This is a genomic window from Streptomyces sp. NPDC088354 (assembly GCF_044753585.1).
Taxonomy (GTDB): Bacteria; Actinomycetota; Actinomycetes; order Streptomycetales; family Streptomycetaceae; genus Actinacidiphila.
The window spans coordinates 22,718-46,571 of sequence record NZ_JBIVNJ010000019.1 but is presented as its reverse complement, the minus strand read 5'-3'; the positions used below and the strand labels follow the sequence as shown (position 1 = coordinate 46,571).

Genomic DNA, 23,854 nt, shown 5'->3' with positions numbered 1-23,854 from the left:
GCAGCTTTGTCCGATATGCCTGGTACGTCCGGCGATGCTGGCACCGGGAAGAACTCCGGCCCGGTGTCCGAACCGGCGGCCCTCCCGCCCCTGGCCCGTTGGTCGGGCATCGACCGTGCCGCCCTGCACCGCCTCGACGAGGCGTGGCTGGCGGCCGCCTGGAGTCACCCCACGACCCGGGTCTTCGTGGTGTCGGGTGGCCAGGTGCTGGTCGAGGACACCCCGGACGGCGGGACCGAGCTGGTCATGATGCCGTCCTTCGAGGCCCCGGAGAGCGAGGTGCACCGCTACTTCCTCGGCATCGACGAGGACGGCGTGCGCTACTTCGCGCTCCAGAAGGACAGCCTCCCCGGCCGGATGGACGACGTCGCCCGCCCGGCCGGACTGCGCGAGGTGGGCGCGCTGCTCTCCGACCGTGACGCCGGGCTGATGGTGCACGCGGTGGCGCTGGAGAACTGGCAGCGGATGCACCGCTTCTGCTCCCGCTGCGGCGAGCGCACGGTGGTCGCCGCGGCCGGCCACATCCGCCGCTGCCCGGCCTGCGGCGCCGAGCACTATCCGCGCACCGACCCCGCGGTGATCATGCTGGTCACCGACGACCAGGACCGCGCGCTGCTCGGCCGCCAGGTGCACTGGCCGGAGGGCCGGTTCTCGACCCTGGCGGGCTTCGTGGAGCCGGGGGAGTCCCTGGAGCAGGCCGTCGTCCGCGAGGTCGCGGAGGAGGCCGGGGTGACGGTGGCCGGTGTGTCGTACGTCGCCAGCCAGCCGTGGCCGTTCCCCTCCAGCCTGATGCTGGGCTTCATGGCCTGGGCCTCGTCGTCGGAGATCACGGTGGACGGCGAGGAACTGCACGAGGCGCGCTGGTTCTCCCGCGAGGAGCTGGCCAAGGCGATGGAGACCGGCGAGGTGCTGCCGCCGCACGGCATCTCCATCGCGGCCCGGCTCGTGGAGCGCTGGTACGGCAAGCCGTTGCCGGTACGGCAGTGATCCCCGGCGTGATCGGGGTGGTGGCCGCAGTGGTGGGCGCGGCCGGATGAGCTGAGCGGACGGGCCCGGCCGCGGGGGTACCGCGCGACCGGGCCCGGGGGCCTCAGCTCGCCAGGGCCTGCTTGACCTGGGCGAGGCTCGGGTTGCTCAGCGGGATCGGCTCGGCGCCGCTCTCCGGGGTGACCAGCAGCGTCGGGACCAGCTGGTTCCCGCCGTTCACGGTCTCGACGAACTTCGCCGACTCCGGGTCCTGCTCGATGTTGATCTCCTTGAAGGGGATGCCCTCGCGGTCGAGCTGGCCCTTCAGGCGGCGGCAGTAGCCGCACCACGTGGTGCTGTACATCGTCACAGTTCCGGACATCGGTGTTCGCTCCTCAGGGGCTGGGGGTCTCGGTGAAGATAGCCTCCTGGGAACGCCAACCCCAGGGTCGCGCATTCCTTGCATTCGCATCCGGTGGGACTATCGGACCTCAGCTGTGGATAACTTTCCCGGGTGTCTCCCGGGACCTGGCAGCATGGCGGGGTGACTGCTCCAACCCACTCCCCGCTCTTCCCGGAGTTCTCCGCCGTCCCGGACTCCGCGGACGCCGTGCTCGCCGGGCTCGATCCCGAGCAGCGCGCGGTCGCCACCGCGCTGCACGGCCCGGTGTGCGTGCTGGCCGGCGCCGGTACGGGCAAGACCCGCGCGATCACGCACCGGATCGCGTACGGGGTGCGGGCCGGGATACTGCAGCCCGCCAGCGTCCTCGCGGTCACGTTCACCGCCCGGGCGGCCGGTGAGATGCGCGGGCGGCTGCGGCAGCTGGGCGCGGGCGGCGTGCAGGCGCGCACCTTCCACTCCGCGGCGCTGCGGCAGCTCCAGTACTTCTGGCCGCGCGCGATCGGGGGCGAGATGCCGCGGCTGGCCGAGCGCAAGATCCAGCTGGTCGCCGAGGCCGGCGCACGCTCCCGCATCCGGCTGGACCGCAACGAGCTGCGCGACGTCACCGGCGAGATCGAGTGGGCCAAGGTCACCCAGACCGTCCCGGAGGACTACCCGGCCGCCGCCGCCAAGTCCGCCCGCGAGGTGCCGCGCGACGCCGCGGAGATCGCCCGGATCTACACCACGTACGAGCAGCTCAAGCGTGACCGCGGGGTCATCGACTTCGAGGACGTGCTGCTGCTCACGGTCGGCGTCCTGGAGGACCGTGCGGACGTCGCCGAGGCCGTCCGCTCCCAGTACCAGCACTTCGTCGTCGACGAGTACCAGGACGTCAGCCCGCTGCAGCAGCGGCTGCTCGACCTGTGGCTCGGCGGCCGGGACAGCGTCTGCGTGGTCGGGGACGCCTCGCAGACCATCTACTCCTTCACCGGCGCCACCCCCGAGTTCCTGCTCGGCTTCCGCACCCGGCACCCCGACGCCACCGTGGTCAAGCTGGTCCGCGACTACCGCTCCACCCCGCAGGTCGTGCATCTGGCCAACGGACTGCTGTCGCAGGCCCGCGGCCAGGCCGCCCAGCACCGGCTGGAGCTGGTCTCGCAGCGCGAGGCCGGCCCCGAGCCGTCCTACACCGAGTACGCGGACGAGCCGGCCGAGGCGGAGGGCGCCGCGCGGCGGATCCGGGAGCTGATCGACGACGGAGTGCGGCCCAGCGAGATCGCCGTGCTCTACCGGGTCAACGCGCAGTCCGAGGTCTACGAACAGGCCCTCGCCGACGCCGGGGTGCCCTACCAGCTGCGCGGCGCCGAGCGCTTCTTCGAGCGGCCGGAGGTCCGCGAGGCGGGGATGCTGCTGCGCGGCGCGGCCCGGGCCAGTGATCCCCTGGAGGACGCGGACCTGCCCTCTCACGTCAGGGCGGTGCTGAGCACCCGCGGCTGGTCCCCCGAGCCCCCGGCGGGCTCCGGCGCGGTCCGCGACCGGTGGGAGTCGCTGGCGGCGCTCGTGCGGCTCGCCGAGGACTTCGCCCGCGCCCGCGAGGGCGCCGGCCTCGCGGACTTCGTCGCCGAACTCGACGAGCGGGCCGGCGCCCAGCACGCTCCCACCGTGGAGGGCGTCACGCTGGCCTCGCTGCACGCGGCCAAGGGCCTGGAGTGGGACGCGGTGTTCCTGGTCGGCCTGACCGAGGGCACGATGCCGATCACCTACGCCAAGACCGACGAGCAGGTGGAGGAGGAGCGCCGGCTGCTCTACGTCGGCGTCACCCGTGCCCGCTTCCACCTGGGGCTGTCCTGGGCGCTGTCCCGCTCGCCGGGCGGCCGCGGCGGCCGGCGGCCCTCGCGCTTCCTGGACGGGCTGCGGCCGGGCACGACCGCCCGGGGACGGGCGGGCGGCCGCCCGGCGGCCGGCGGCGGCGTGGAACGCGGCGCGGGCGGCCGGCGGCGACGCGGGCCGGTGCACTGCCGGGTCTGCGGGCGCACGCTCTCCGACGCCGGCGAGATCAAGCTGATGCGCTGTGAGGACTGCCCCTCCGACATGGACGAGGCGCTGTACGAGCGGCTGCGCGAGTGGCGGGTCGAGCAGGCCAAGGCGCTCGGTCAGCCCGCCTACTGCGTCTTCACCGACAAGACGCTGCTCGCCATCGCGGAGGTAAGGCCCTCCACGGAGGCCGAATTGTCGGTTATCTCCGGAGTCGGGGCCCGCAAACTGGACAAGTTCGGCGCCGAGGTTCTCGCCCTGTGCACGGGCTCCGGGACAGGTGATGAACCTGTTGCAGAAGACCCCGAAAAATAGTTTGCGCGCCCCGAGGAAATCCCCATAGCCTGCGTGAGCGCGGACGACGCGGCTTCGTGGAGGACCTTCCCGGAGCGGTGGAATCCGTGATGTACTAACCCCGCAAGACGTGTCCAGACCAGCCCCACGAGACGCCGAGAGGAGGCGAGACCAGTGATCACTTACATCGACACCACGACCGATCGCACGGTCGTCGCCGCCTGCCCGCTCGGTGCCTCGCTCCTCGGCACCGGTCTGTCCAGCAGCCTGTCCGGTCGTGTGTCCGCCCTGGGCACTCCCGCTCTCTCCCTGCGGGAGCGCGCGGGCGAGCGACCGACTCAGGCGCCGGCGGAAGCGGTAATGGCACAGGCCAAGGCCTATGCCTTTGCGGCGACCAATGGTGCCGGAAACCCGAAGACGCAGCAGCACCCGAAGTGGGCCTTCCGCGGGCTCGAACCCTGGAGTGATCCAGCCTGACAGACGATCAGGCCGGCGCCTTCAGGGCCGCGGAATCCCAGACCGGGATCCGCGGCCCTTCTGTTTTCCCACCCACGACAAACAGACGAGGAACGAAGCGAACGTGCACATCACCTCGCACGCACCGTCCGTACCCACCCCAGTTCGCCCGCCTGACCCGGAGGTCACCTTGATCCCCCTCACCGAGCTCGACGACGAGATCGAGCGCCTCGGCGTACCCGTCCCGTGCCGGACCTTCGACCCGGAGGTCTTCTTCGCAGAGTCCCCGGCCGACGTCGAGTACGCCAAGTCGCTGTGCCAGACCTGCCCGGTCCGTGAGGCCTGCCTCGCCGGCGCGAAGGACCGCCGCGAGCCCTGGGGTGTCTGGGGTGGCGAGCTGTTCGTCCAGGGTGTCGTGGTGCCCCGCAAGCGGCCGCGTGGTCGCCCGCGCAAGAACGCGGTCATGGCATGAAGCGTCCAGCCGTCGGAACGATCGATCGACCCCTCACGCACGACCCGATGAAACAGGCCCCGATGAGTCCGTCCACCAACGAACGCCCCGCACCTTCCGCCGGCGCGCCGACCGCGCGCCAGAACAGGAACCTCGAAATGCAACTCATGCCAGAAGCCCTGGCCCGTGCCCATATGCAAGAGCGCCTCTACGAGGCCGAGCACGAACGCATGGCGCTGCGCGTGCTCACCGCCCGCCGGCTGCAGCGCCGTGCCGAACGTGCCTCGCTGCGCGCCCGCCGCGCGCTCGCGATGGCCGTGATGCAGCAGCGGTAGCACAGCGGTCACACATCCGTAACGACACACAACCGCGGGGCCGGTCGATTTCGACCGGCCCCGCGATATCGTCGGGAAGTGGACCAGAAGACTCAAGTCGATCGGGTCGGGACTGCTCCCACGACGACGACGTGCGCCCGCTGCGGCGCGGTCGCCCACGAGCTCCCCCTCACCTGGACCTGCTCGGTGGAGAACGGCGGTCGCGTGTACTTCTGCGACGACTGCGCGCGCAGCAACATCCGCAGTATCGAGGGGCGGCTGGATTCCGCCTGGTGGTAGCGCCCTGACGACAGGGCACGCACCTAGGCCGAGGCGTCCTCGACCTCGGGCAGGGGTGCCTCCCCCTCCCCGGCGAACCCGGGCAGCCACTCGAGCAACTCGTCCCGCAGCCGCACGGTCGCCGACAGCTGGCACAGCACCCCGATGGTGCTCAGGGTCACCCGGTGGATCAGCAGGTACGAGGGCGGCAGGTTGAGCTGCTTGCCCAACTGGTGGGCGGGCGAGCGCGGGTCGGCGATCCGTGCGGCCTGCGCGCGCATCCAGTCGCGGGCGAAGGCGAACTCCTCCTCCGCCGCGGGCTCGATGATCGGCCGCAGATAGTCCAGCACGGCGTCCGGATCGAGGTCGATGGTCGGCCTGACGAAGCCCTCCTGGCGGAGCATCGCGTGCACCGACTCGGCGTCGTCCGCCAGCGCCATCCGCAGGGCCGTCCCTATCGGCACCGGGAGGCCCTCCGGAAGCCGGTCGACGGTGCCGAAGTCCAGCACGCCCAGCCGCCAGCCGGCCGCCGGGCCGTCGTCCACCAGCAACCGGAAGTTGCCCGGGTGCGGGTCGGCGTGCAGCAGGCCCGTACGGGCGGGGCCGGCGAAGAGGAAGCGCGCCAGCAGCTGCCCCGCGCGGTCGCGCATCTCCTGGCTGCCCCGGGAGATCACCTCCGCCAGCGGGACCCCGTCCATCCACTCGGTGACCAGAACCCGTTCGGTGCGGTGCACCACGTCCGGCACGAACACGTCCGGATCGCCGGCGAACTCCGCCGCGTGCGCGTGCTGGGCCTGGGCCTCCAACTCGTAGTCGAGTTCCTCCGAGATCCGGTCGCGCAGTTCCGTGATCAGCGGCTTGATGTCCATACCGGGGATCAGCGGGCCGAACAGCCTTGCCACCCGGCCCAGTTGGTTCAGGTCCGACAGCAGGGCGTCGCCCGCGCCGGGGTACTGCACCTTCACCGCGACCTTGCGGCCGTCGTGCCACACGGCGCGGTGCACCTGCCCGATCGAGGCGGCGGCCGCGGGCTGGTCCTCGAACTCCGCGAACAGCTCGCGCCAGTCCTCGCCCAGTCGCTCCGCCAGCACCCCGTGCACGGTGCGGGCAGGCATCGGCGGCGCCGCGTCCTGCAGTTTGGTGAGCGCCGCCCGGTAGGGGCCGGCCACCTCCTCGGGCAGCGCGGCCTCGAAGACGGACAGTGCCTGCCCGAATTTCATGGCCCCGCCCTTGAGCTCTCCGAGAACCTTGAAAAGCTGCTCGGCGGTCCGCTGCTGGAGCTCGATCGCGACCTCGTCCGCGGGGCGGCCCCCGAGTCGCTTGCCCAGCCCCAGTGTCGCCCGGCCCGCGAATCCCAGGGGGAGCGCGGCCAACTTGGCGGTTCGGGTCACCGCTTTACGCGGAAGATCAGACATGCGCCCCCACTTTCCGGTCGGTCACCCCGTCATTGTCCCCCGCCCTTCCCGAACCGCGGCACCCAGTTCCCGGGTCGCACCACATCCGCACCTGCGGTCCGCGGGGACCGGGCGCACCTCGGTGGTCAGCCGGGCGAGCCCCAGTTCCCAGCGCGCCCCGCAGCTCGGCGGCCTTCCACCGTCGACGAACGCCAGGGCATGGGCCGCCGCCAGGCCCGCGACCGTCGTGGCCAGTGCCACATCGCAGGCCGGCACCCCGCCACGGCCGGACCGCAGCTGCGCCAGCACCCGGGGCCAGGCCGCGTCCGCGTCGGCCATCCGCAGCCCCAGGCAGCCGGCGCACCCGGTGCTCCCCGGTACCACCAGCGGGCCGACGACCCCCATGCCCTCCAGCACCCCGGCGTACAGATGAGGGATACCGGCGGCGAGCAGCGGCTCGGCCTCGCGCGGGTCGGGCGCGTAGGCCGCCAGCCCGTCCCTCGGCGCGATCACGACGAGGGAGAGCCGCGGTTCAGGGCGGGCGGCCGGCCCCCGTCTGCCGACCGCGCCGGCCCGCGGATCGGGCGCGGCCCGCCGGACCAGACCGCGCGCCGCCGCGTCCCGGCGCTCCCCGATGTGGTCCGCCGGGATGCCGCCCGGGGCGGTGTCCCACGGCTCGACCCGGCCGTCGTCGTGCACGTCGACCCGGCCCACCCCCGCCGCCGAGAGCACCGCCGCGATCGTGCCCCCGACGCGCCCCGCCCCCATCACACGCACCCGGGTGCCGCGCCGCTCCTGTATCCGGGCGGCCGCTCCGCCGGGATCGGTGTGGACGACGGAGAGCGCCGCCAGGTCGGGCCGGAGCCGGTCCAGAGCGGCCGAGCGGTGACTCATCGCCTCCGACAGCTCGGCGTGCGAGGACGCGTCGTCCAGTACGCCGCCTTCGGCGAGCAGCCCGAGCAGCCGCCGGGCCTGGCGGGGCTCCAGCCCCAGTGACTCCGCCTCCCGGGCCAGCGGGCCGATCCCCCGTGTGCCGTCGAGCAGGTCCAGGAAGGCGGACGCGGCGCCGTCCACCGAGTCCAGCACGACGGCGTGGGCCGGGTCGACCCCGAATTGCAGGCTTTCCCGGCTGCGCCAGCTGCGGCGCATGGCGGGTTTGAGCATGGGACGCATCGCCACCCCCGTGGACGGGGACCCCCGAAGGGAGATCCCGGTGAATCCGTGGCGACCAGCATGCCCGGAATCCGCGAACCGGCCGCGAAAGTTATCCACAGGCGGCGGCAATGATCATTTGATCGGGAAATCCCGGCGCTGCGAGCGGGATGCCATCGTGATGTCGTCCGGTTGCTCGGGAACGCGCGTCTTTTTTCAGGTGAGCACACCCCGGGGTGGGACTTGACGGACTCCGGGCGGGTAACGTCGTGCCGTGTCCGCCGACCCCTCCCACAGTCTTTCCAGCCAGCCCTCGCGCGCCTCCCGGACCAGCGCGGTGGAAGTGCGCCGGAGTGCCCGTCGACGCCGCACCGTCTCGGCGTACCGCGAGGGCGACGTCACCGTGGTCCTCATTCCGGCGCGGATGTCCGCCGCCGAGGAGAAGCGCTGGGTGACGGTCATGCTCGACAAGCTCGCCGCCCAGGAGAGCCGCAAGATGCTCGGCGACGAGCAGCTCGCCGCCCGGGCCGCCCAGCTGTCCGCCCAGTACCTCGGCGGCCGTGCCGCCCCGCGCATCGTGCGCTGGGTCACCAACCAGAACTCCCGGTGGGGCTCGTGCACGCCGGCCGAGGGCAGCATCCGCCTGTCGCACCGGCTTCAGGGCATGCCCGAGTACGTCATCGACTACGTTCTCCTCCATGAGCTCGCGCACCTCCTGGTGCCGGGCCACGGGCCCGACTTCTGGAAGGTGCTGGAGTCCTATCCGCGCACGGAACGCGCGCGGGGATACCTGGAAGGGGTCGTCGCGGCGGCCCGCCTCCCGCACCCGCCGACGGCGCGCGAGGAATAGCCGGGGAATGGCCCGCCGTCGGAGTCAGCGGATAGCCTGACGCAACGCAGAGGCACGTACGTACGGATGGGGGGCGGTCGTTCGCAATGGCCAGGGAATTCCAGCGCGGCCACAAGGCCAAGATCAGTGATCTCACAGCGGGGACGGATCTGTACGTCGGCGTGCAGATCAGCGGACCCGGCCTGACGTTCGACATCAGCTGCTTCGGTCTCGACGCCGCGGAACAGCTCTCGGACGACCGCTATTTCATCTTCTACAACCAGCCCAAGTCACCCGAGGAGTCGATTCAGCAGCTCGGCGCGCAGGCCGGCGACACCGAGTCCTTCCGGGTCACGCTGGACCGCGTCCCGGAGCGGATCCACCGGCTCAGCTTCACCGCGACCCTCGACGGCTCCGGGCAGATGTCCCAGGTCGGCCCCGGCTACATCAGGATCGTCGCGGGCGGCGACGAAGTGGCGCGCTACGCCTTCAGCGGCGCGGAGTTCAGCACCGAGCGCGCGGTCATGCTCGCGGACATCTACCTCAAGGACGTCTGGCGCTTCGCCGCGGTCGGCCAGGGCTTCGACGGGGGACTGGACGCCCTGCTGAAGAACTTCGGCGGCGAGGTCGCCGAGGAGCAGCAGGCCGCCGTGCCGCCGCAGCCCGCCGCGGCGCCGGGCTTCGCCCCGCCGGCCGGGCCCGCGCCCGGCTTCGCGGCGCCCCCGGCACCCGCTCCCGCACCCCCGGCCCCGCAGCCCGCGCCGGCCTTCGGCGCGCCGCCCCAGGCACCCGCCCCGGCCCCGGGCATGCCCCCCGTCCACGCGGCGCCCACCATGGTGGCGCCGATGACCACCCCGCCGCCCCAGGCCCCGCCGCAGGCACCCGGGCAGCCGCCCTTCGGACAGGTCCCGCCCCCGCAGGCGCCTCCCGGGCACCCTGGTCCCCCCGGCCAGGTGCCGGGCCAGCCCCCGTTCGGGCAGCCCCCCGGCCAGCCGGCCTTCGGGCAGGCCCCCTACGGCCAGCCGCCGCAGGCCCCGTTCGGCCAGCCGCCCGCGGCCCCCGCGCCGTACGGTCAGGCCCCGGGCGCGCCGCAGGTCCCGCAGACTCCCGGCGCCGGCCTCGCCGCCGCCATGCAGAAGTACCGCGAGGTCCCGACCGGCCAGCGCTGGACGCAGCAGAACTCCAAGCTCGTCCGCGTCGACCTCTCCCAGGCCGGCGGCCAGCCGGTGCTCGCCCGCCAGGGCAGCATGGTGCTGTACCAGGGCAAGGTCGAGTTCGGCTACAAGGGCGCCGGTTTCGCCGGCCGCATCGTCGGCAACATGACCGGCCAGGAGATGCAGCTGATGCGCTGCACCGGCCGCGGACAGGTGTTCTTCGCCGAGGACGCCTCCTATCTGCACCCGATCGAGCTCCAGGGCGACGCGATCTGCGTCTCCGCGGAGCACGTCCTCGCCTTCGACGAGTCCCTCCAGCACGAGGTGCGCCGCATCGAGGGCCACGGCATCCCCGGTGGCGCGCTGTTCACGATGCAGTTCCAGGGCACCGGCACCGTGATCGTCAAGACCCACGGCACCCCCGTGGTGCTGCCGGTCACGCCCACCACCTACGCCGACAGCAACGCCATCGTCGCCTGGTCCGCCGCGTCGCAGGTGGTGCTCTCCAGCCAGGTGCGGCTGCGCCGGAACGCCTATCCGGGACACAGCGGGGAGACCGTGAACCTCCAGTTCCGCGGCGCCCCCGGCAACTTCATCGTCGTCCAGCCGTACGAGGTCTGAGGGAGCCCGCCATGGACCAGACTCTGATTTCCGGGTACTCCCCGGCACCGGTCACCGCCCGTATGGAGACCCACGGCAACAGCATGCTGAAGGTCGCCATGCAAAGCGGCCAGGACCTCTTCGCGCGCACCGGATCGATGGTCGCCTACGAGGGCTTCGTGCAGTACGAGCCCAACCCGCCCGCGGTGCGCCAGATGGCGTCGCAGTGGCTGACCGGGGAGGGCGCGCCTTTGATGAAGTGCACCGGCGACGGGCTGCTGTACCTCGCCGACTACGGCGCCGACGTCGTCTGCCTGTACCTCGCCAACGAGTCCCTGTCGGTCAACGGCACCAATCTGCTCGCTTTCGACGCGCATCTGCAGTGGGGCGTGGAGCGGGTCAAGGGACTGGCCAAGTTCGCCGGCCAGGGACTGTTCAACGTCGGCGTCTCCGGCACCGGCTGGGTGGCCATCACCTCGCGCGGCACCCCGGTCGTCGTCGACTGCGGCCGCGGCGAGGACGAGACCTACGTCGACCCGGACGCGCTCGTCGCCTGGTCGAGCGGGCTCAAGACCAAGTCCAAGCGCAGCTTCAAGGCCTCCTCCCTGATCGGGCGGGGCAGCGGCGAGGCCTTCCAGATCGGCTTCTCCGGCCAGGGCTTCGTCGTCGTACAGCCCAGCGAAGACAGCACCGACCGCCTCCGAGTCCGGGGCTGAGGGGGAGCGATCCATCATGCAGAGCCCGCTTTTCGGCTACACCGAGGTACAGACCGAGGACCAGTACGCCCTGCAGAACCCGTACCTGCTGCGGGTCAAGCTCGACGGCAGGAGCGACTGCCTGGCCCGCAAGGGCGCCATGGTCGCCTACCAGGGCCTGATCGAGTTCGACGGCGAGTACCAGAGCCACGCCCAGCGCAGCGCCCGCTACCGCACCGGCGAGGGCCTGGAGCTCATGCGCTGCTCCGGGCAGGGCACCGTCTACCTCGCCAACCTCGCCCAGCACATCCACGTCGTGGACGTGGACCACGACGGGCTGACGGTGGACGGCGCCTATGTGCTGGCGCTCGACTCGGGGCTGCACTGGGAAGTCATCTCGGTGGACAGCCAGTTCGGCATCTCGGGCAGTGGCGCCTACAACCTCAACATCTCCGGCCACGGCAAGGTCGCGCTCATGACCTCCGGCCGCCCGCTGCTGATGCAGGTCACCCCGGACAAGTACGTCTCCGCCGACTCCGACGCGGTGGTCGCCTGGTCGTCCTCGCTGCGCGTGCAGATGCAGGCGCAGACCAGCTCCTCCGGCGTCTGGCGGCGGCGCGGCAACACCGGTGAGGGCTGGGAACTCAACTTCCTGGGCCAGGGCTACGTGCTGGTGCAGCCCAGCGAGCTGATGCCGCCGCAGAACGCCCAGCTCGGCCAGGGAATGGCCGCCCAGTACGGCTTCGGCCAGCACGGCGCGCACGGCCAGAACCAGGGCAACATCTTCACCAACCGCTGACGCCGCCCCGGGCCCGGCCCGCGCGCCGGCTCACATCAGCGCGCGGGTGCGGGCCAGCAGCGTCCGTACCGACCCGTCGGCGACCTCGGCGATCTCGTCGTAGGCGTACCACTTGAGGTCCAGCGACTCGTCGCTGATCTCCTCGACGGCGCCCGGCGGGGCCACCGCCGCGTACTGCACGTCCAGGTGCCAGGCGCAGGGCGTGAGATGGCGGTCGAGGTTGACCGGCTCGGGGCGCAGCAGCGTCAGCCCGGCGATGCCGGACTCCTCGACGCCCTCGCGCAGCGCGGCCTGCGCCAGCGAGGCGTCCTGCGGCTCGCAGTGGCCGCCCATCTGCAGCCACATTTTGAGCTTCTTGTGCAGGGTCAGCAGCACCCGGCCGCCCTGCGGGTCCACCACGAGCGTGCTGCCCGTGACGTGCCCGGCGGAGCACGACTTCCACATGCCGTCGGGGTGCGCGTCGAGGTGCGAGAGGTAGTCCAGCCGCAGGTGGTCCTGGGCGGTGTCGGGCGCGTCCCACTCTTTGAGGACGCGCACGGCGTCGTCGTGCAGGCTCACTTCTCGTCGTCGTCCTTGCTCTCGGGCTTCTCCGGACTCTCCGGACTCTCCGGACTCTCCGGGCTCTCCGGGCTCTCCGGGCTGGCGGCGGTCCCGGCGCCGCCGGCGTCCTTGCCGCGGGCGGCCTCGCCGAGCATCTTGTCGAGTTCCGCGAAGTCCAGCTGCTCGTGGTGGACGAAGCCGTCGGGGTCGTCGAGGTCGGCGGCCGTCGGCAGCATGTCGGGGTGCGCCCACAGCCCGTCGCGGCCGTCGACGCCGCGCGCGTCGGTCAGCGACGCCCACAGCCGGGCGGCGTCGCGCAGCCGGCGCGGCCGCAGCTCCAGCCCGATCAAGGTGGCGAAGGTCTGCTCGGCGGGACCGCCGGAGGCCCGGCGCCGCCGCAGGGTCTCGCGCAGCGCTCCTGCGGACGGCAGGTGCGGTGCCGCGGCGGCGTGCACCACCGCGTCGACCCAGCCCTCGACGAGGGCGAGCGCCGTCTCCAGGCGGGCGAGCGCGGCCTTCTGCTGCGGGGTGTCCTCGGGCTGGAACATGCCCTGCTGCAGCGCGTCCTGCAGCGCCTCGGGGTTGGACGGGTCGAGCTGGCCGACCGCGTCCTCCAGCTTGGCGGTGTCGACCTTGATGCCCCGGGCATAGCCCTCGACCGCGCCGAACAGGTGCGCCCGCAGCCACGGGACGTGAGCGAAGAGCCGCTGGTGGGCCGCTTCGCGCAGCGCCAGGTAGAGCCGGACCTCGTCCTGCGGCACGCCCAGGCCCTCGCCGAACGCCGCGATGTTGGTCGGGATCAGCGCGGCCTTGCCCGCCGGGCCGAGCGGCAGGCCGATGTCGGTCGAGCCCACCACCTCACCCGCCAGCGTGCCCAGCGCCTGCCCGATCTGCGTGCCGAACATGGCGCCGCCCATGGAGCGCATCATGCCGAGCAGCGGGCCGGCCACGGCCTGCATCTCCTCGGGGAGCACATTGCCCATGGCGTTGCCGACGCGCTCGGCGACCGGGTCGACGAGTTCCTTCCACACGGGCAGGGTCGTCTCGACCCACTCCGCGCGGCTCCACGCCACCGCCGAGCCGGCCCCGGACGGCATGGACGTCACGCCGTCCAGCCACAGGTCGGCCAGGCGCAGCGCCTCCTCGACCTTCGCGCGGTCGGCAGGGCCGACGCTCGGGTCCTTCGCACCGCCGGAGGCGCCCTGGGCGACGGTCTGCCGGGCGATGTCCTTGGCCATCTCCCAGTTCACCGGGCCGCCCTCGTAGGAGAGCATCTGCCCCAGCTGCTGGAACGCGGCGCCCAGGTCATTGGGGTTGAGTGAGCCGAACATCGCGGCGAAGGGGTTCTCACCACCCGCGCCGAAGGGGTTGCCGCCGCCGAACCCGAAGGGATTGGCCGGACCCTGGGAGCCGCCACCGGAGCCGCTCGGCTTCTTGCTGTCGTCCCCGTTCCCGTCCTCGGGCTCCTCGGGAGGGACTCCGAATCCGAATGGGATGTCGCTCACGGTTTCCTCGGCTCTGTGTGTTGTGGGCTGTCCCTCCAGCCTAGACACGCGTCAGGCAGGATGGCTGCGTACGGACCGTGGTTGCGGACCGCGCACCTCGTACCGGAAACAACCGTGGGAGACACCTGGTGAGTTCCCCAGAACCGACCGTTCGCCCAGAGCGGAGCGGCGGCAGGGCCGCCGCCGGCCCGGTGGTCGCCGTGACCGGCGCCGCCTCCGGCGTCGGGCTGCGGCTGGCGCTGCGGCTGTCCGAGTCCGACCAGGTCAAGAAGGTCGTGGCGATCGACGAGCGGCGCGGCGACGTGCCCGGCGCGCAATGGCGCGTGCTGGACGTGCGGGACCCGGCGATCGCCGAGCGGCTGCGCGGTGTGGACGTCGTGGTCCATCTCGCGCTCGACCTCGACCTGGAGTCCGACCCCAAGGCGCGCAGCGCCTTCAATGTGCGCGGCACGCAGACCGTGCTCACCGCCGCGGCCGCGGCGGGAGTGCGGCGGGTCGTGCTGTGCACCTCGGCGATGGTCTACGGCGCGCAGCCGGACAACGACGTCCCCCTCGCGGAGGACGCGCCGCTGCGCGCCACCGCGGAGGCGTCCTTCGTGGGCGACCTGCTGGAGATCGAGCGGCTGGGCCGGCGTGCGCCGCGTGCCCACCCCGGACTCCACGTGACGGTGGTGCGCCCGGCGGTCCTCGTGGGCGGCACGGACACCGCGCTGACCCGGTACTTCGAGTCGCCTCGGCTGCTGGTGGTCGCGGGCAGCCGGCCGTGCTGGCAGTTCTGCCACGTCGACGACCTGGTGACGGCGCTGGAGCACGCGGCGCTGGAGAAGGTCGACGGCGAGATGACGGTGGGCTGCGACGGCTGGCTGGAGCAGGAGGAGGTCGAGGAGCTCTCCGGGATCCGGCGCATGGAGCTGCCGCCGGCCATAGCGCTGGGCGCCGCCTCCCGGCTGCACCGGCTCGGCCTCACCCCGTCGCCCGCCGGCGACCTGGCGTACACGATGCACCCCTGGGTCGTCAGCGGCAGCAGGCTGCACGAGTCGGGCTGGCGGCCGCAGTGGACGAACGAGGAGGTGCTCGCCGTTCTCCTGGAGGAGGTCGCGGGCCGCAACTCCGTCGTCGGACGGCGGCTGGGCCGCAAGGACGCCGCAACCCTGGGCGCGGCCGGCGCCACGGTCGCACTGGTCGGCACCGCCGCCATGGTGCGCCGGGCACGCAAGCGCCGGGGGGTGTGAGGGCCGTACCCGCCCCGGGGCAGCGCGGCGTACGGCCGGCGCGGACCCCGGGCAGTGAGAAAGAGTGCGGTGGAAAACAGTTTCCGCATAGTGGGAGATGAGGGAGCATGAGTCCCATGGCAGAGACGCACGAGGAACCCATCCGGCTCATCGCCGTCCGCGACACCGAGCTGTCCGTGGACGAGGTCTTCCGTGCGGTGGGGCACGCCTCCGCCGGGGGCACCGCCCTGTTCGTCGGCACGGTGCGCGACCACGACGGACCGTCGGGCGCCGAGGTCACGGCCCTGGGCTACTCCGCCCACCCCGGGGCCGAGGCCGAGCTGCGGCGCGTCGCGGAGAAGGTGGCGGCCGACTTCCCCGTCCGCGCCCTGGCCGCCGTCCACCGGGTCGGCGACCTGCGCGTCGGGGACCTTGCGGTCGTCGTCGCCGTCTCCTGCCCGCACCGGGCGGAGGCCTTCGCGGCGTGCCGGCGGCTGATCGACGACCTCAAGCGCGAGGTGCCGATCTGGAAGCACCAGGAGTTCGCCGACGGTACCGAGGAGTGGGTGGGTTCCTGCGCGCACTGAGCGCCGGGAGCGAAAGGGCCGGGGGCGCTGCCGCGGAGGAGGCCCGCCGACACGTTCGAACTGGTGTACTGGCGTTCATCGTCCATCGGACGGTCTACCTGCGGTTGCGTAACCCCGGACCCGCTCGGAACGTTATAGCAGCAAACGATTAGTCTGCTCATAGTTTCTTGATCGACTGCGCGATCCTCTTGCGCATACGGGAGGCCTCAGTGGCGGCGCTCGCATGGTTGCTCATTCCGGTGTTGGCTGCTGTCGCCGCCGCCGTCTGGGGAAGCTGGGCGGCGCGTACGCGCTCGACGGGGGACGGCGCCTCGCTCGCCGGGTACGAGCGGTTCCGTGAGGCCATGCAGCGCTCCGAGTCGGGCAGGGTCTGAGGGCCCGCAGGGCGCCTGCCGGTCACGTACCGTACTGTCGTTCCATGCCACGCCGCACCGCGACGCTGCTCGCGTCGACCCTGACGCTCATAGCACTGCTCTGTATTGCGCTGCTGATGCGCGTCCCGTACGCGGAGATGTCGCCGGGGCCGACCGTCAACACGCTGGGCGAGCACGACGGCGCCCCGGTGCTGCAGATCTCCGGGCACAAGACCTATCCCGCCACCGGGCACCTGAACATGACCACGGTGCGGGTGACCAGCGCGGACTACTCCATGAACCTGGTCGAGGCGGTGGCCGGCTGGCTGTCGCACGACCAGAAGGTCGTCGAGCACGACACGCTCTACCCGCAGGGGCAGACGGCCGAGCAGGCGGACCAGGAGAACGCCGAGGAGTTCACCCAGTCCCAGGACAGCGCCAAGGTCGCCGCCCTGAAGGAGCTGGGGATACCGGTCGGTTCCCAGGTGATCGTCTCCACCGTGGTGAAGGGCGCCCCCTCGGAGGGCAAGCTGCACGCCGGTGACGTGATCAAGGCGGTGGACGGCACCCCGGTCAAGGCGGCGGGCGACGTCGCCACGCTGGTCACCAAGCACCAGCCGGGACAGAAGGTGGTCTTCACCGTCGTCCCCAAGGGCGCCAAGGGCGACGCCGCCCGGGACGTCACCATCACGACGGGCACGTCCGACGACGACGGCAAGCGGCGCGCGATCGTCGGCATCCAGGCCGGCGTGGGGCACACGCTCCCGTTCAAGATCGACATCAAGCTGGCCGACGTCGGCGGACCGAGTGCCGGCCTGATGTTCGCCCTCGGCATCGTCGACAAGCTCACCCCAGGGGACCTCACCGGCGGCAAGTTCGTCGCGGGTACCGGCACCATCGACGACGACGGCAAGGTCGGCCCCATCGGGGGCATAGACATGAAGACCATCGGGGCACGCGACAAGGGCGCCGAGTACTTCCTCACCCCGGCCGACAACTGCGCCGAGGCCGCCCAGGACACCCCGAGCGGCCTCACTCTGGTCAAGGTCAAGACCATCGACGACGCCATGGACGCCCTCAAGGACATCCGCGCGGGGAAGACCGCCGACCTGCCGAGCTGCTCGGCGAACTGAGACGCGGCGGGCCGGGGCCGGTGCGGGCTTCCCCCGCCCGGTCACTCCTCGAACGTCGCCGACAGCGCCTCGGCCAGCCCCGGCACCAGGGTGGCGCCGGTCAGCACCTCGGTCGGCGAGTCCTTGGAGCGCAGCCGCACGGCGGACTCCCGGGCGCCGTCGCGCAGCACGGCCACCGTCATGCGCACCTCCTGGCGCTCGGGATGCGCGGCGACCCACGCGCCCAGCGCGTCCTCGTCCAGGCCGTCGGGGATGGCCTGCTCGGCGGACGGCGGCAGCATCAGCCGCTCCACGGTCAGCGCGCAGCCGCTGACCACCTCGGGCCACGCGATCGTGGCCAGGAACTCGTCGAGCGGCGTGCCGGCCGGCAGCTCGTCCTGCTCGATCGGGGTCAGCGCGCCCGCCGTCTGCTCGGCGAGGCCGAGTTCGTCGGCCAGCCCCGGCTCCTGTACACGCAGCCGGTCCGTGTCGACCAGCGCGAAGAGCCGGGCGGGCTGGTCCCAGCCCAGGCCGGACGCGTAGTCGTCGATCTCCAGGACGGCCTGGGTCAGCGGGTTCGCGGCGAGCGGGGCGCCGCCGGACTCAATATTGGACATGCCCAACATCCTGCCTGTTCTGTGACCCGCATCCCCAATCGAGCACCTTGGGGAACTGTGTAAACCGTGAGTAAGTTGCATCAGTGGGCGCCGGCCGGGCGTCCGCCGGAGACCGACTCTTGAGGTGCGCACCTTGGTATTCCAGATGCCGGACCGTGGCGGGAGTCCGCACGGGCCGCGGATCAGAGCGGGGCGCCCGTCGCGGCGAGCCCGGACGCTGCTCATGACGCTGGGGGTCCTGGCCGTACTGGCCATGGCCTTCGTCATGTTCGCCGGCTTCTGGACCGATTGGCTCTGGTACCGATCCGTCCACTACTCCTCGGTGTTCACCACGACGCTGTGGACCAAGGTCGGGCTGTTCTTCGTCTTCGGCCTGCTGATGGCGGTGGCCGTCGGCGTCAACGTCTACCTGGCGCACCGGTTGCGGCCGCCGCTCAGCGCGATGTCGCTGGAGCAGCAGAGCCTGGACCGCTACCGGATGGGCATCGCGCCCTACAAGAAGTGGGTGCTGCTCGCGGTCTGCGCCCTGGTGGGACTGATCGCGGGAGCGTCCGCCTCCAGCCAGTGGCGGACATGGCTGCTGTGGACGAACTCCACCCCGTTCGGCACCACGGACCCGCAGTTCCACGTCGACGTCTCCTTCTACGCCTTCGAGCTGCCCTGGTACCGCTTCCTGCTGAGCTTCGGCTTCGCGGCGGTCGTGCTCTCGCTGCTGGCCTCCGCCCTGGTGCACTACCTGTACGGGGGGCTGCGCATCACCTCCCCGGGCGGCCGCGCCACCGCCGCGGCGACCGGCCACCTGTCAGTGCTGCTCGGCCTGTTCGTGAGCCTCAAGGCGGTCGCCTACTGGCTCGACCGGTACTCGCTGGCGGTCAAGTCGGGCAACCTCAAGTCCGGTGACTGGACCGGGCTGCGCTATGTGGACGCCAACGCCTATCTGCCGGCCAAGACGATCCTCTTCGCGATCGCCATCATCTGCGCCCTGCTGTTCTTCGCCACCTTGTGGCGGCGTACATGGTCGCTGCCGCTGATCGGCTTCGGCCTGATGGTGCTGTCGGCGATCCTGATCGGCGGGCTCTACCCGGCGATCGTGCAGAAGTTCCAGGTGCAGCCGAACGAGGCCGCCAAGGAGCAGCCGTACATCCAGAAGAACATCAACGCCACGCGCCAGGCGTACGACATCGACGGCACAAAGGTGTCCGACTACGCGGGCAGCAACCCGGCCGATCAGAAGGACCCGGCGCAACGGGCGCAACTGCGCGCGGACGCCGACACCACCGCGTCGATCCGGCTCCTCGACCCCAACGTGGTCTCGCCGACGTTCCAGCAGCTGCAGAAGGCGAGCGGCTACTACTCCTTCCCCTCCACGCTCGACGTGGACCGCTACAAGGTGCAGGGCAAGGAGCAGGACACCGTGGTGGGCCTGCGCGAGCTGAACCTCGCCGGCATCCCGCAGCACAGCTGGATCAACGACCATTTCAAATACACGCACGGCTACGGCCTGGTCGCCGCCAAGGGCACCACCGCGACCGAGGGCGACGAGACCACGCGCGGCGAGCCCGTCTTCACCGAGTCCGAACTGCCGACCACCGGCGACCTCGGCAGGTACGAACAGCGGATCTACTACGGCGAGAGGACCAAGCAGTGGTCCATCGTCGGCGACAAGTCCACGCCGGAGATCGACTACAACACCAACGACGACGGTGAGAAGTCGTACACCTACACCGGCAAGAGCGGTGTCGGCCTGAAGAACCCGGTGACCCGGGCCGCGTACGCGGTGGCCTTCGGGGACCCGCAGATCTTCTACTCCGGAGCCGTCGGCGACGACTCGCGGATCCTGTACAACCGCACGCCCAAGGAGCGCGTCGAGGCCGTCGCGCCCTGGCTGACGATCGACGGCGACTCCTACCCGGCCGTCGTCGACGGCCATGTGGTGTGGATCGTGGACGCCTACACGACGAGCAACGGCTACCCGTACTCGTCGCGGACGACGCTCGGCGACACCACGGCGGACTCGCTGACCGACGGGCAGCGCGCGGTCCTGGCCCAGCAGAACCAGGTCAACTACATCCGCAACTCGGTCAAGGCGACCGTGGACGCCTTCACCGGTGACGTCACCCTCTACCAGTGGGACGACAAGGACCCGGTGCTGAAGACCTGGATGAAGGCCTTCCCGCACACGGTGCAGCCCAAGAGCAGCATCAGCGCCGGCCTGATGGCCCATCTGCGCTACCCGCAGGACCTGTTCAAGGTGCAGCGCCAGCTGCTGACGCGCTACCACGTCACCAAGGCGTCGACCTTCTACAGCGGCAGCGAGGTGTGGCAGGTCCCCAACGACCCGGCGACGAAGACGGGCAAGGCGGTGCCGCCGTACTACCTGAGCCTGCGCATGCCGGACCAGGCCGCCCAGACGTTCTCGCTGACGACGACCTACACGCTCAACCGGCGTGACAACCTGGGCGCCTTCATGGCGGTCGACGCGGACGCCACCAGCGCGGACTACGGCACGATCCGGTTGCTCAGACTGTCCAACAGCCGGGTGTACGGCCCGCAGCAGGTGCAGAGCCAGTTCAACTCCGATCCCGACGTGGCGGAGAAGATCAAGCTGCTGAGCGGCGGCGGCGGTTCCACCGTCGAGTACGGCAATCTGCTCACCATCCCGCTCGACGGCGGTCTGCTCTATGTGGAGCCGGTCTATCTGCGCGGTGCCGACTTCGACTACCCGCTGCTGAAGAAGGTGTTGGTCTGGTACGGCGGGCAGGTGGAGTTCGAGGACACCCTCGGTCAGGCGCTGAACGCGGTCTTCGGTACGGCGGACGGCGGGACCGCACCGCCACCGGAGACCGGCGGCACGGGCACCGCGCCGCCCCCGTCCAACGCGACGGTCGCCCAGGCCCTGGCGGACGCCCAGGCGGCGTACGACGCGAGCCAGAAGGCGCTGAAGGCCGGCGACTGGGCGGCGTACGGCCAGGCCCAGAAGGATCTGGCGGAGGCGCTGCAGCGGGCGCAGGAGGCCGAGAAGCAGGCGGAGAAAACGGGCTGAGCAGGCACTCCCCGCGTCGTGGTACGGTTGGGACACAACGACGCGGGGTGGAGCAGCTCGGTAGCTCGCTGGGCTCATAACCCAGAGGTCGCAGGTTCAAATCCTGTCCCCGCTACTGTTCGAGAGGGTCCGGAGTCAACTAGGCTCCGGACCCTTTCACTTGTACGGGGGAACTGCGCGCGCAGAGGTTTCGTCGGGGTTGATGTCGGGAAGTCGACAAAACGCTGAAGTGACCTCCTGGGACTGTCCCAACCCCGCAGGGTTGTTGCATACCAGGTGTACTGCGGGTACGGGTGGTGCGACGATGGACCTCATGGGGGATGGTGCAAGGCTGCTGAAAACTCGTCGGATCCCGGACAGCGGGTCCGCGGGCGGAACGACCCTGCCCGCGTCCGTTCCCGCGCAGACGGCTGCCTTCGCGCCGACCGTCGCCGAGCTGCTGCCCGGCCCGCGCGTGGGGTCCGCCGAGGAGGACCGGCTCATCGAGTCCGAACTGCCGGACGAGGAGAGCCTGGAGGCCCGCGAGGAGGCCGAACTCGAGGCGCGCCACCGGCGGGCCGCCGAGCACGGCGACATCGCCGCGGCGAGCGTCCTGGGCACCCTGCTGCTGCGCCGTGGCGACCTGGAGGGGGCCGAGCCGTACCTGCGCGCGGCCGCCGCCGGGGGAGACCGGCCGGCCGCCAACAACCTCGGACTGCTGCTGCACCAGCGCGGCCACTCCGAGGAGGCCGCCGGCTGGTGGCGCATCGCCGCCGTCGCCGGTTCCGCCGCGGCAGCGCACGCGCTCGGCCGGCACTTCCGCGAGCGCGGTGACGAGCCCGGCGCCGAGTACTGGCTGCGGCAGGCCGCCGAGTCCGGGCACACCCTGGGCGCGTACGCGCTGGCCGACCTGCTCGACCACCGGCGCGACGTCGGCGCCGAGCGCTGGTTCCACGCCGCCGCCGAGCACGGGCACCGCGAGGCTGCCTACCGGCTGGCCCGCATCTGCGCCGAGCGCGGCGAGGAGCGCGAGGCCGAGCAGTGGTACCGGCAGGCCGCCGCCCGCCGGCACCGCCGCGCCGCGCTGCGCCTCGGCACGCTGCTGGAGGAGCGCGGCGAGTACGAGGAGGCCAGGCGCTGGTACCTCACCGCCGCCCGGGACGGCGAGCCGCGCGCCGCCTGCGCGCTCGGCTTCCTGCTGCGCGACGCCGGCGACGTCGACGGCGCCGCCACCTGGTGGCGGCGAGCCGCCAACGCCGGTGACGGCAACGCCGCGAACGCGCTCGGCGCGCTGCACGCGCAGGAGGGCGAGACCCAGACCGCCGAGCGGTGGTACCGGGCCGCCCTGGAGGCCGGCGACGTCAACGGCGCCTTCAACCTCGGCCTGCTCTGCGCCGGCCAGGGGCGGACGGCCCAGGCCGAGCAGTGGTACCGCAAGGCGGCCTACACCGGGCACCGCGAGGCGGCCAACGCCCTCGCCGTGCTGCTGCTGCAGCGCGGGGACGCGGCGGGCGCCGAGCCGTGGTTCTCCAAGGCCGCGGAGGCGGGCAGCGTCGACGCCGCCTTCAACCTCGGCATCCTGTACGCCGGGCGGGGCGACGACGGCACCGCGCGGCGCTGGTACGAGCGGGCGGCCGCCAGCGGGCACAGCGAGGCCGCGCTGCAGGTCGCGATCGCCCTGCAGAAGGACGGTGACCCGCACGGCGCCGAGCGGCACCTGCGGTGCGCCGCGGGCGGCGGCAGCCCCGAAGGGGCCTTCCGGCTGGGCGCGTTGCTGGACGCGCAGGGTACGGAGGACGCGGCCGCGGAGGCGGAGGAGTGGTACGCGCGCGCCGCCGGCCAGGGGCACCGGCGTGCCCAGGTCCGGCTCGGCATGTGCGCCGCCCGGCGCGGGGACGTCGTGGACGCCGCCCACTGGTACCGCGAGGCCGCGGAGGGGGGCAGCCGCAACGGGGCGTTCAACCTCGGGCTCCTCCTCGCCCGCGAGGGCGCGGAGCCGGAGGCGGCCCTGTGGTGGACCCGGGCCGCCGACGCGGGGCACGGGCGTGCGGCGCTCCGGCTGGCGCTGCTGGCCGCGCGGCACGGGCAGCTCGCGGATGCGCAGGCGTGGTGTGCGCGGGCGGTCGAGTGCGGGCCGGTGGAGGTCGCGGAGCGGGCTGCGCGCCTGACGGACGCGCTGGAGCACGAACTGTCCGCGTAGGTTTTTTCCCCGCCCGCCCTCCCGGGTGCCCGGCGCGGTCAGTCACCCCGGCGCGCGTTTCGTGGGGGCCGGGTGCGGGGCCTCCGGGGCTGGGCATTCTGGACAGCACATTTCGGTGCCTCGGGCACGATCTGTTGATCACCCCGGTCATGCACCCAAATATGCTCCACAGTCCAGAACGCCCACCCCTACGACCCCGCCCCCTCCGTAGGTTGTCGCGCCTGATCCCCGGTGGGGGGTAGAAGCGGCACCGTGCCTGGGGCCGCCCGTTGGCGCAGCGCGGTCCGCGGGGCCAGCGCTCGCGCGGCAGGCCGCCGGGGCAGAGTGAGGCGATCGGGGTCACCCCGACCGCCCCCACACCCCCCCTCCGGTGCGGTCCGCGGGGCCAGCGCTCGCGCGGCAGGCCGCCGGGGCGGATTCAGGCAACCGCGGTCACCCGGACCGCCTCCATACCCCCCACCGGGGATCAGGCGCATATGGAGACGGAGGGGGCGGGGGAGTTGGGGGCACTCCCGGCCGGAGGCTGGGGGAGGGTGGATGTTCTGGACGGTGCGGGATATTTGTGCGCACCATCCGGGCAGGGACGGGATCAGCAGGTGCTGGAAACGCGCGTAAATATCCCAGTCCAGGACGTGCAGCCCCGGAGGCCCCGCACCCGGTCCACCCCGCACGCGCGTCGGGGCGCCCTGACTTCACAGGGCACCCGGGAGGGCGGGCGGGGAAAGCCCCCCCCAACCCCCCGGGAAGGATTTGCGCTGCTCAGGGCCGGGAGGTTACTCTAGGGACACAACGACGCGGGGTGGAGCAGCTCGGTAGCTCGCTGGGCTCATAACCCAGAGGTCGCAGGTTCAAATCCTGTCCCCGCTACTGATGAGAAGGCCCGGAAGCCAACGGCTTCCGGGCCTTCT

Annotated in this window: 22 protein-coding genes and 2 tRNA genes; 17 read left to right on the top strand and 7 right to left on the bottom strand. The window is 72.0% G+C overall.

The window, feature by feature from the left end; translation table 11 throughout:
- The first annotated feature begins 15 nt into the window (after nucleotides 1-15).
- Nucleotides 16-987 (top strand): NAD(+) diphosphatase, encoded by a 972-nt coding sequence (nudC, locus tag ACIP98_RS25265; protein WP_401978044.1) that lies wholly within the window; start codon nucleotides 16-18, stop codon nucleotides 985-987.
- Nucleotides 988-1,090: 103 nt separating this feature from the next.
- Here nudC and ACIP98_RS25260 read toward each other — a convergent pair whose 3' ends face one another.
- On the bottom strand, nucleotides 1,091-1,348 hold the full coding sequence (locus tag ACIP98_RS25260) for a glutaredoxin domain-containing protein (protein WP_319665069.1): 258 nt from the start codon (nucleotides 1,346-1,348) through the stop codon (nucleotides 1,091-1,093).
- A 162-nt stretch (nucleotides 1,349-1,510) separates the two neighbouring features.
- Between ACIP98_RS25260 and ACIP98_RS25255 the strand changes: the two genes are divergently transcribed.
- The 5 genes from ACIP98_RS25255 to ACIP98_RS25235 all read left to right on the top strand — a co-directional run bounded on the left by ACIP98_RS25255 (nucleotide 1,511) and on the right by ACIP98_RS25235 (nucleotide 5,197).
- Nucleotides 1,511-3,697, top strand: coding sequence for an ATP-dependent DNA helicase UvrD2 (locus ACIP98_RS25255; RefSeq protein ID WP_319665068.1), 2,187 nt, complete (start codon nucleotides 1,511-1,513; stop codon nucleotides 3,695-3,697).
- Between the two features lie 153 nt (nucleotides 3,698-3,850).
- Nucleotides 3,851-4,153, top strand: coding sequence for a hypothetical protein (locus ACIP98_RS25250; protein WP_319665066.1), 303 nt, complete (start codon nucleotides 3,851-3,853; stop codon nucleotides 4,151-4,153).
- A 103-nt stretch (nucleotides 4,154-4,256) separates the two neighbouring features.
- Nucleotides 4,257-4,604 carry a WhiB family transcriptional regulator gene (locus ACIP98_RS25245; protein ID WP_319665065.1) on the top strand — a complete coding sequence of 116 codons (348 nt, stop codon included), beginning with the start codon at nucleotides 4,257-4,259 and terminating at the stop codon, nucleotides 4,602-4,604.
- A complete protein-coding gene (locus ACIP98_RS25240; RefSeq protein WP_319665063.1) occupies nucleotides 4,601-4,918 on the top strand; it encodes a hypothetical protein in 318 nt (105 codons plus the stop codon). Before ACIP98_RS25245 ends, ACIP98_RS25240 begins: the two co-directional genes overlap by 4 nt.
- A 78-nt stretch (nucleotides 4,919-4,996) precedes the next feature.
- Nucleotides 4,997-5,197 (top strand): hypothetical protein, encoded by a 201-nt coding sequence (locus tag ACIP98_RS25235; RefSeq protein ID WP_401978043.1) that lies wholly within the window; start codon nucleotides 4,997-4,999, stop codon nucleotides 5,195-5,197.
- Between the two features lie 23 nt (nucleotides 5,198-5,220).
- Here ACIP98_RS25235 and ACIP98_RS25230 read toward each other — a convergent pair whose 3' ends face one another.
- Nucleotides 5,221-6,591, bottom strand: a complete 1,371-nt coding sequence (locus ACIP98_RS25230) for an ABC1 kinase family protein (protein WP_401978041.1) — start codon at nucleotides 6,589-6,591, stop codon at nucleotides 5,221-5,223.
- Between the two features lie 21 nt (nucleotides 6,592-6,612).
- Nucleotides 6,613-7,743 (bottom strand): TOMM precursor leader peptide-binding protein, encoded by a 1,131-nt coding sequence (locus tag ACIP98_RS25225; RefSeq protein WP_401978039.1) that lies wholly within the window; start codon nucleotides 7,741-7,743, stop codon nucleotides 6,613-6,615.
- Between the two features lie 253 nt (nucleotides 7,744-7,996).
- On the opposite strand from ACIP98_RS25225, the gene ACIP98_RS25220 reads away from it, so the two are divergent.
- The 4 genes from ACIP98_RS25220 (at nucleotide 7,997) to ACIP98_RS25205 (ending at nucleotide 11,799) form a co-directional block, all read left to right on the top strand.
- Nucleotides 7,997-8,572 carry a M48 family metallopeptidase gene (locus ACIP98_RS25220; RefSeq protein WP_401978038.1) on the top strand — a complete coding sequence of 192 codons (576 nt, stop codon included), beginning with the start codon at nucleotides 7,997-7,999 and terminating at the stop codon, nucleotides 8,570-8,572.
- An 86-nt stretch (nucleotides 8,573-8,658) separates the two neighbouring features.
- Nucleotides 8,659-10,326, top strand: coding sequence for a TerD family protein (locus tag ACIP98_RS25215; RefSeq protein ID WP_401978037.1), 1,668 nt, complete (start codon nucleotides 8,659-8,661; stop codon nucleotides 10,324-10,326).
- Nucleotides 10,327-10,337: 11 nt separating this feature from the next.
- Complete coding sequence (locus ACIP98_RS25210; protein ID WP_319665055.1) at nucleotides 10,338-11,021, top strand: AIM24 family protein; 684 nt, start codon at nucleotides 10,338-10,340, stop codon at nucleotides 11,019-11,021.
- A 16-nt stretch (nucleotides 11,022-11,037) separates the two neighbouring features.
- Entirely contained in the window at nucleotides 11,038-11,799 is a 762-nt protein-coding gene (locus ACIP98_RS25205; RefSeq protein WP_319665054.1) for an AIM24 family protein, read from the top strand.
- Nucleotides 11,800-11,829: 30 nt separating this feature from the next.
- On the opposite strand, the gene ACIP98_RS25200 is transcribed toward ACIP98_RS25205, so the two are convergent.
- A complete protein-coding gene (locus ACIP98_RS25200) occupies nucleotides 11,830-12,357 on the bottom strand; it encodes an NUDIX hydrolase (protein ID WP_319665052.1) in 528 nt (175 codons plus the stop codon).
- Entirely contained in the window at nucleotides 12,354-13,844 is a 1,491-nt protein-coding gene (locus ACIP98_RS25195) for a zinc-dependent metalloprotease (RefSeq protein ID WP_401978034.1), read from the bottom strand. The genes ACIP98_RS25200 and ACIP98_RS25195 overlap by 4 nt, the downstream gene beginning before the upstream one ends.
- Nucleotides 13,845-13,972: 128 nt before the next feature.
- On the opposite strand from ACIP98_RS25195, the gene ACIP98_RS25190 reads away from it, so the two are divergent.
- Nucleotides 13,973-15,076, top strand: a complete 1,104-nt coding sequence (locus tag ACIP98_RS25190) for an SDR family oxidoreductase (RefSeq protein ID WP_401978033.1) — start codon at nucleotides 13,973-13,975, stop codon at nucleotides 15,074-15,076.
- 107 nt (nucleotides 15,077-15,183) lie between these two features.
- Nucleotides 15,184-15,642 (top strand): molybdenum cofactor biosynthesis protein MoaE, encoded by a 459-nt coding sequence (locus ACIP98_RS25185; protein WP_319665047.1) that lies wholly within the window; start codon nucleotides 15,184-15,186, stop codon nucleotides 15,640-15,642.
- 157 nt (nucleotides 15,643-15,799) lie between these two features.
- Here the strand turns inward: ACIP98_RS25185 and ACIP98_RS25180 are convergent, their stop codons facing one another.
- A complete protein-coding gene (locus tag ACIP98_RS25180; protein WP_319665138.1) occupies nucleotides 15,800-15,988 on the bottom strand; it encodes a hypothetical protein in 189 nt (62 codons plus the stop codon).
- A 72-nt stretch (nucleotides 15,989-16,060) separates the two neighbouring features.
- Between ACIP98_RS25180 and ACIP98_RS25175 the strand changes: the two genes are divergently transcribed.
- A complete protein-coding gene (locus ACIP98_RS25175) occupies nucleotides 16,061-17,128 on the top strand; it encodes a PDZ domain-containing protein (RefSeq protein WP_401978032.1) in 1,068 nt (355 codons plus the stop codon).
- A gap of 41 nt (nucleotides 17,129-17,169) precedes the next feature.
- On the opposite strand, the gene ACIP98_RS25170 is transcribed toward ACIP98_RS25175, so the two are convergent.
- Nucleotides 17,170-17,724, bottom strand: coding sequence for a PPA1309 family protein (locus ACIP98_RS25170; protein ID WP_319665043.1), 555 nt, complete (start codon nucleotides 17,722-17,724; stop codon nucleotides 17,170-17,172).
- Nucleotides 17,725-17,869: 145 nt separating this feature from the next.
- Here ACIP98_RS25170 and ACIP98_RS25165 point away from each other — a divergent pair, with 145 nt between their 5' ends.
- The 4 genes from ACIP98_RS25165 to ACIP98_RS25150 all read left to right on the top strand — a co-directional run bounded on the left by ACIP98_RS25165 (nucleotide 17,870) and on the right by ACIP98_RS25150 (nucleotide 23,813).
- On the top strand, nucleotides 17,870-20,767 hold the full coding sequence (locus tag ACIP98_RS25165) for a UPF0182 family protein (RefSeq protein WP_319665129.1): 2,898 nt from the start codon (nucleotides 17,870-17,872) through the stop codon (nucleotides 20,765-20,767).
- Between the two features lie 41 nt (nucleotides 20,768-20,808).
- Nucleotides 20,809-20,882 (top strand) — tRNA-Met (locus ACIP98_RS25160).
- Nucleotides 20,883-21,071: 189 nt separating this feature from the next.
- Nucleotides 21,072-22,946, top strand: a complete 1,875-nt coding sequence (locus tag ACIP98_RS25155; RefSeq protein WP_401978030.1) for a tetratricopeptide repeat protein — start codon at nucleotides 21,072-21,074, stop codon at nucleotides 22,944-22,946.
- A 793-nt stretch (nucleotides 22,947-23,739) separates the two neighbouring features.
- A tRNA-Met gene (locus ACIP98_RS25150) sits at nucleotides 23,740-23,813 on the top strand.
- Nucleotides 23,814-23,854 lie beyond the last annotated feature (41 nt).

Bases quoted from the DNA above. Each gene is read 5' to 3' on its own strand.
- ACIP98_RS25225 (WP_401978039.1), bottom strand. From the start codon at position 7,743: ATGCGTCCCATGCTCAAACCCGCCATGCGCCGCAGCTGGCGCAGCCGG.
- ACIP98_RS25230 (WP_401978041.1), bottom strand. From the start codon at position 6,591: ATGTCTGATCTTCCGCGTAAAGCGGTGACCCGAACCGCCAAGTTGGCC.
- ACIP98_RS25210 (WP_319665055.1), top strand. From the start codon at position 10,338: ATGGACCAGACTCTGATTTCCGGGTACTCCCCGGCACCGGTCACCGCC.
- nudC (WP_401978044.1), top strand. From the start codon at position 16: ATGCCTGGTACGTCCGGCGATGCTGGCACCGGGAAGAACTCCGGCCCG.
- ACIP98_RS25175 (WP_401978032.1), top strand. From the start codon at position 16,061: ATGCCACGCCGCACCGCGACGCTGCTCGCGTCGACCCTGACGCTCATA.
- ACIP98_RS25260 (WP_319665069.1), bottom strand. From the start codon at position 1,348: ATGTCCGGAACTGTGACGATGTACAGCACCACGTGGTGCGGCTACTGC.
- ACIP98_RS25240 (WP_319665063.1), top strand. From the start codon at position 4,601: ATGAAGCGTCCAGCCGTCGGAACGATCGATCGACCCCTCACGCACGAC.
- ACIP98_RS25155 (WP_401978030.1), top strand. From the start codon at position 21,072: ATGGACCTCATGGGGGATGGTGCAAGGCTGCTGAAAACTCGTCGGATC.
- ACIP98_RS25215 (WP_401978037.1), top strand. From the start codon at position 8,659: ATGGCCAGGGAATTCCAGCGCGGCCACAAGGCCAAGATCAGTGATCTC.
- ACIP98_RS25185 (WP_319665047.1), top strand. From the start codon at position 15,184: ATGAGTCCCATGGCAGAGACGCACGAGGAACCCATCCGGCTCATCGCC.
- ACIP98_RS25205 (WP_319665054.1), top strand. From the start codon at position 11,038: ATGCAGAGCCCGCTTTTCGGCTACACCGAGGTACAGACCGAGGACCAG.
- ACIP98_RS25180 (WP_319665138.1), bottom strand. From the start codon at position 15,988: ATGGCCTCACGGAACCGCTCGTACCCGGCGAGCGAGGCGCCGTCCCCC.
- ACIP98_RS25165 (WP_319665129.1), top strand. From the start codon at position 17,870: ATGCCGGACCGTGGCGGGAGTCCGCACGGGCCGCGGATCAGAGCGGGG.
- ACIP98_RS25170 (WP_319665043.1), bottom strand. From the start codon at position 17,724: ATGTCCAATATTGAGTCCGGCGGCGCCCCGCTCGCCGCGAACCCGCTG.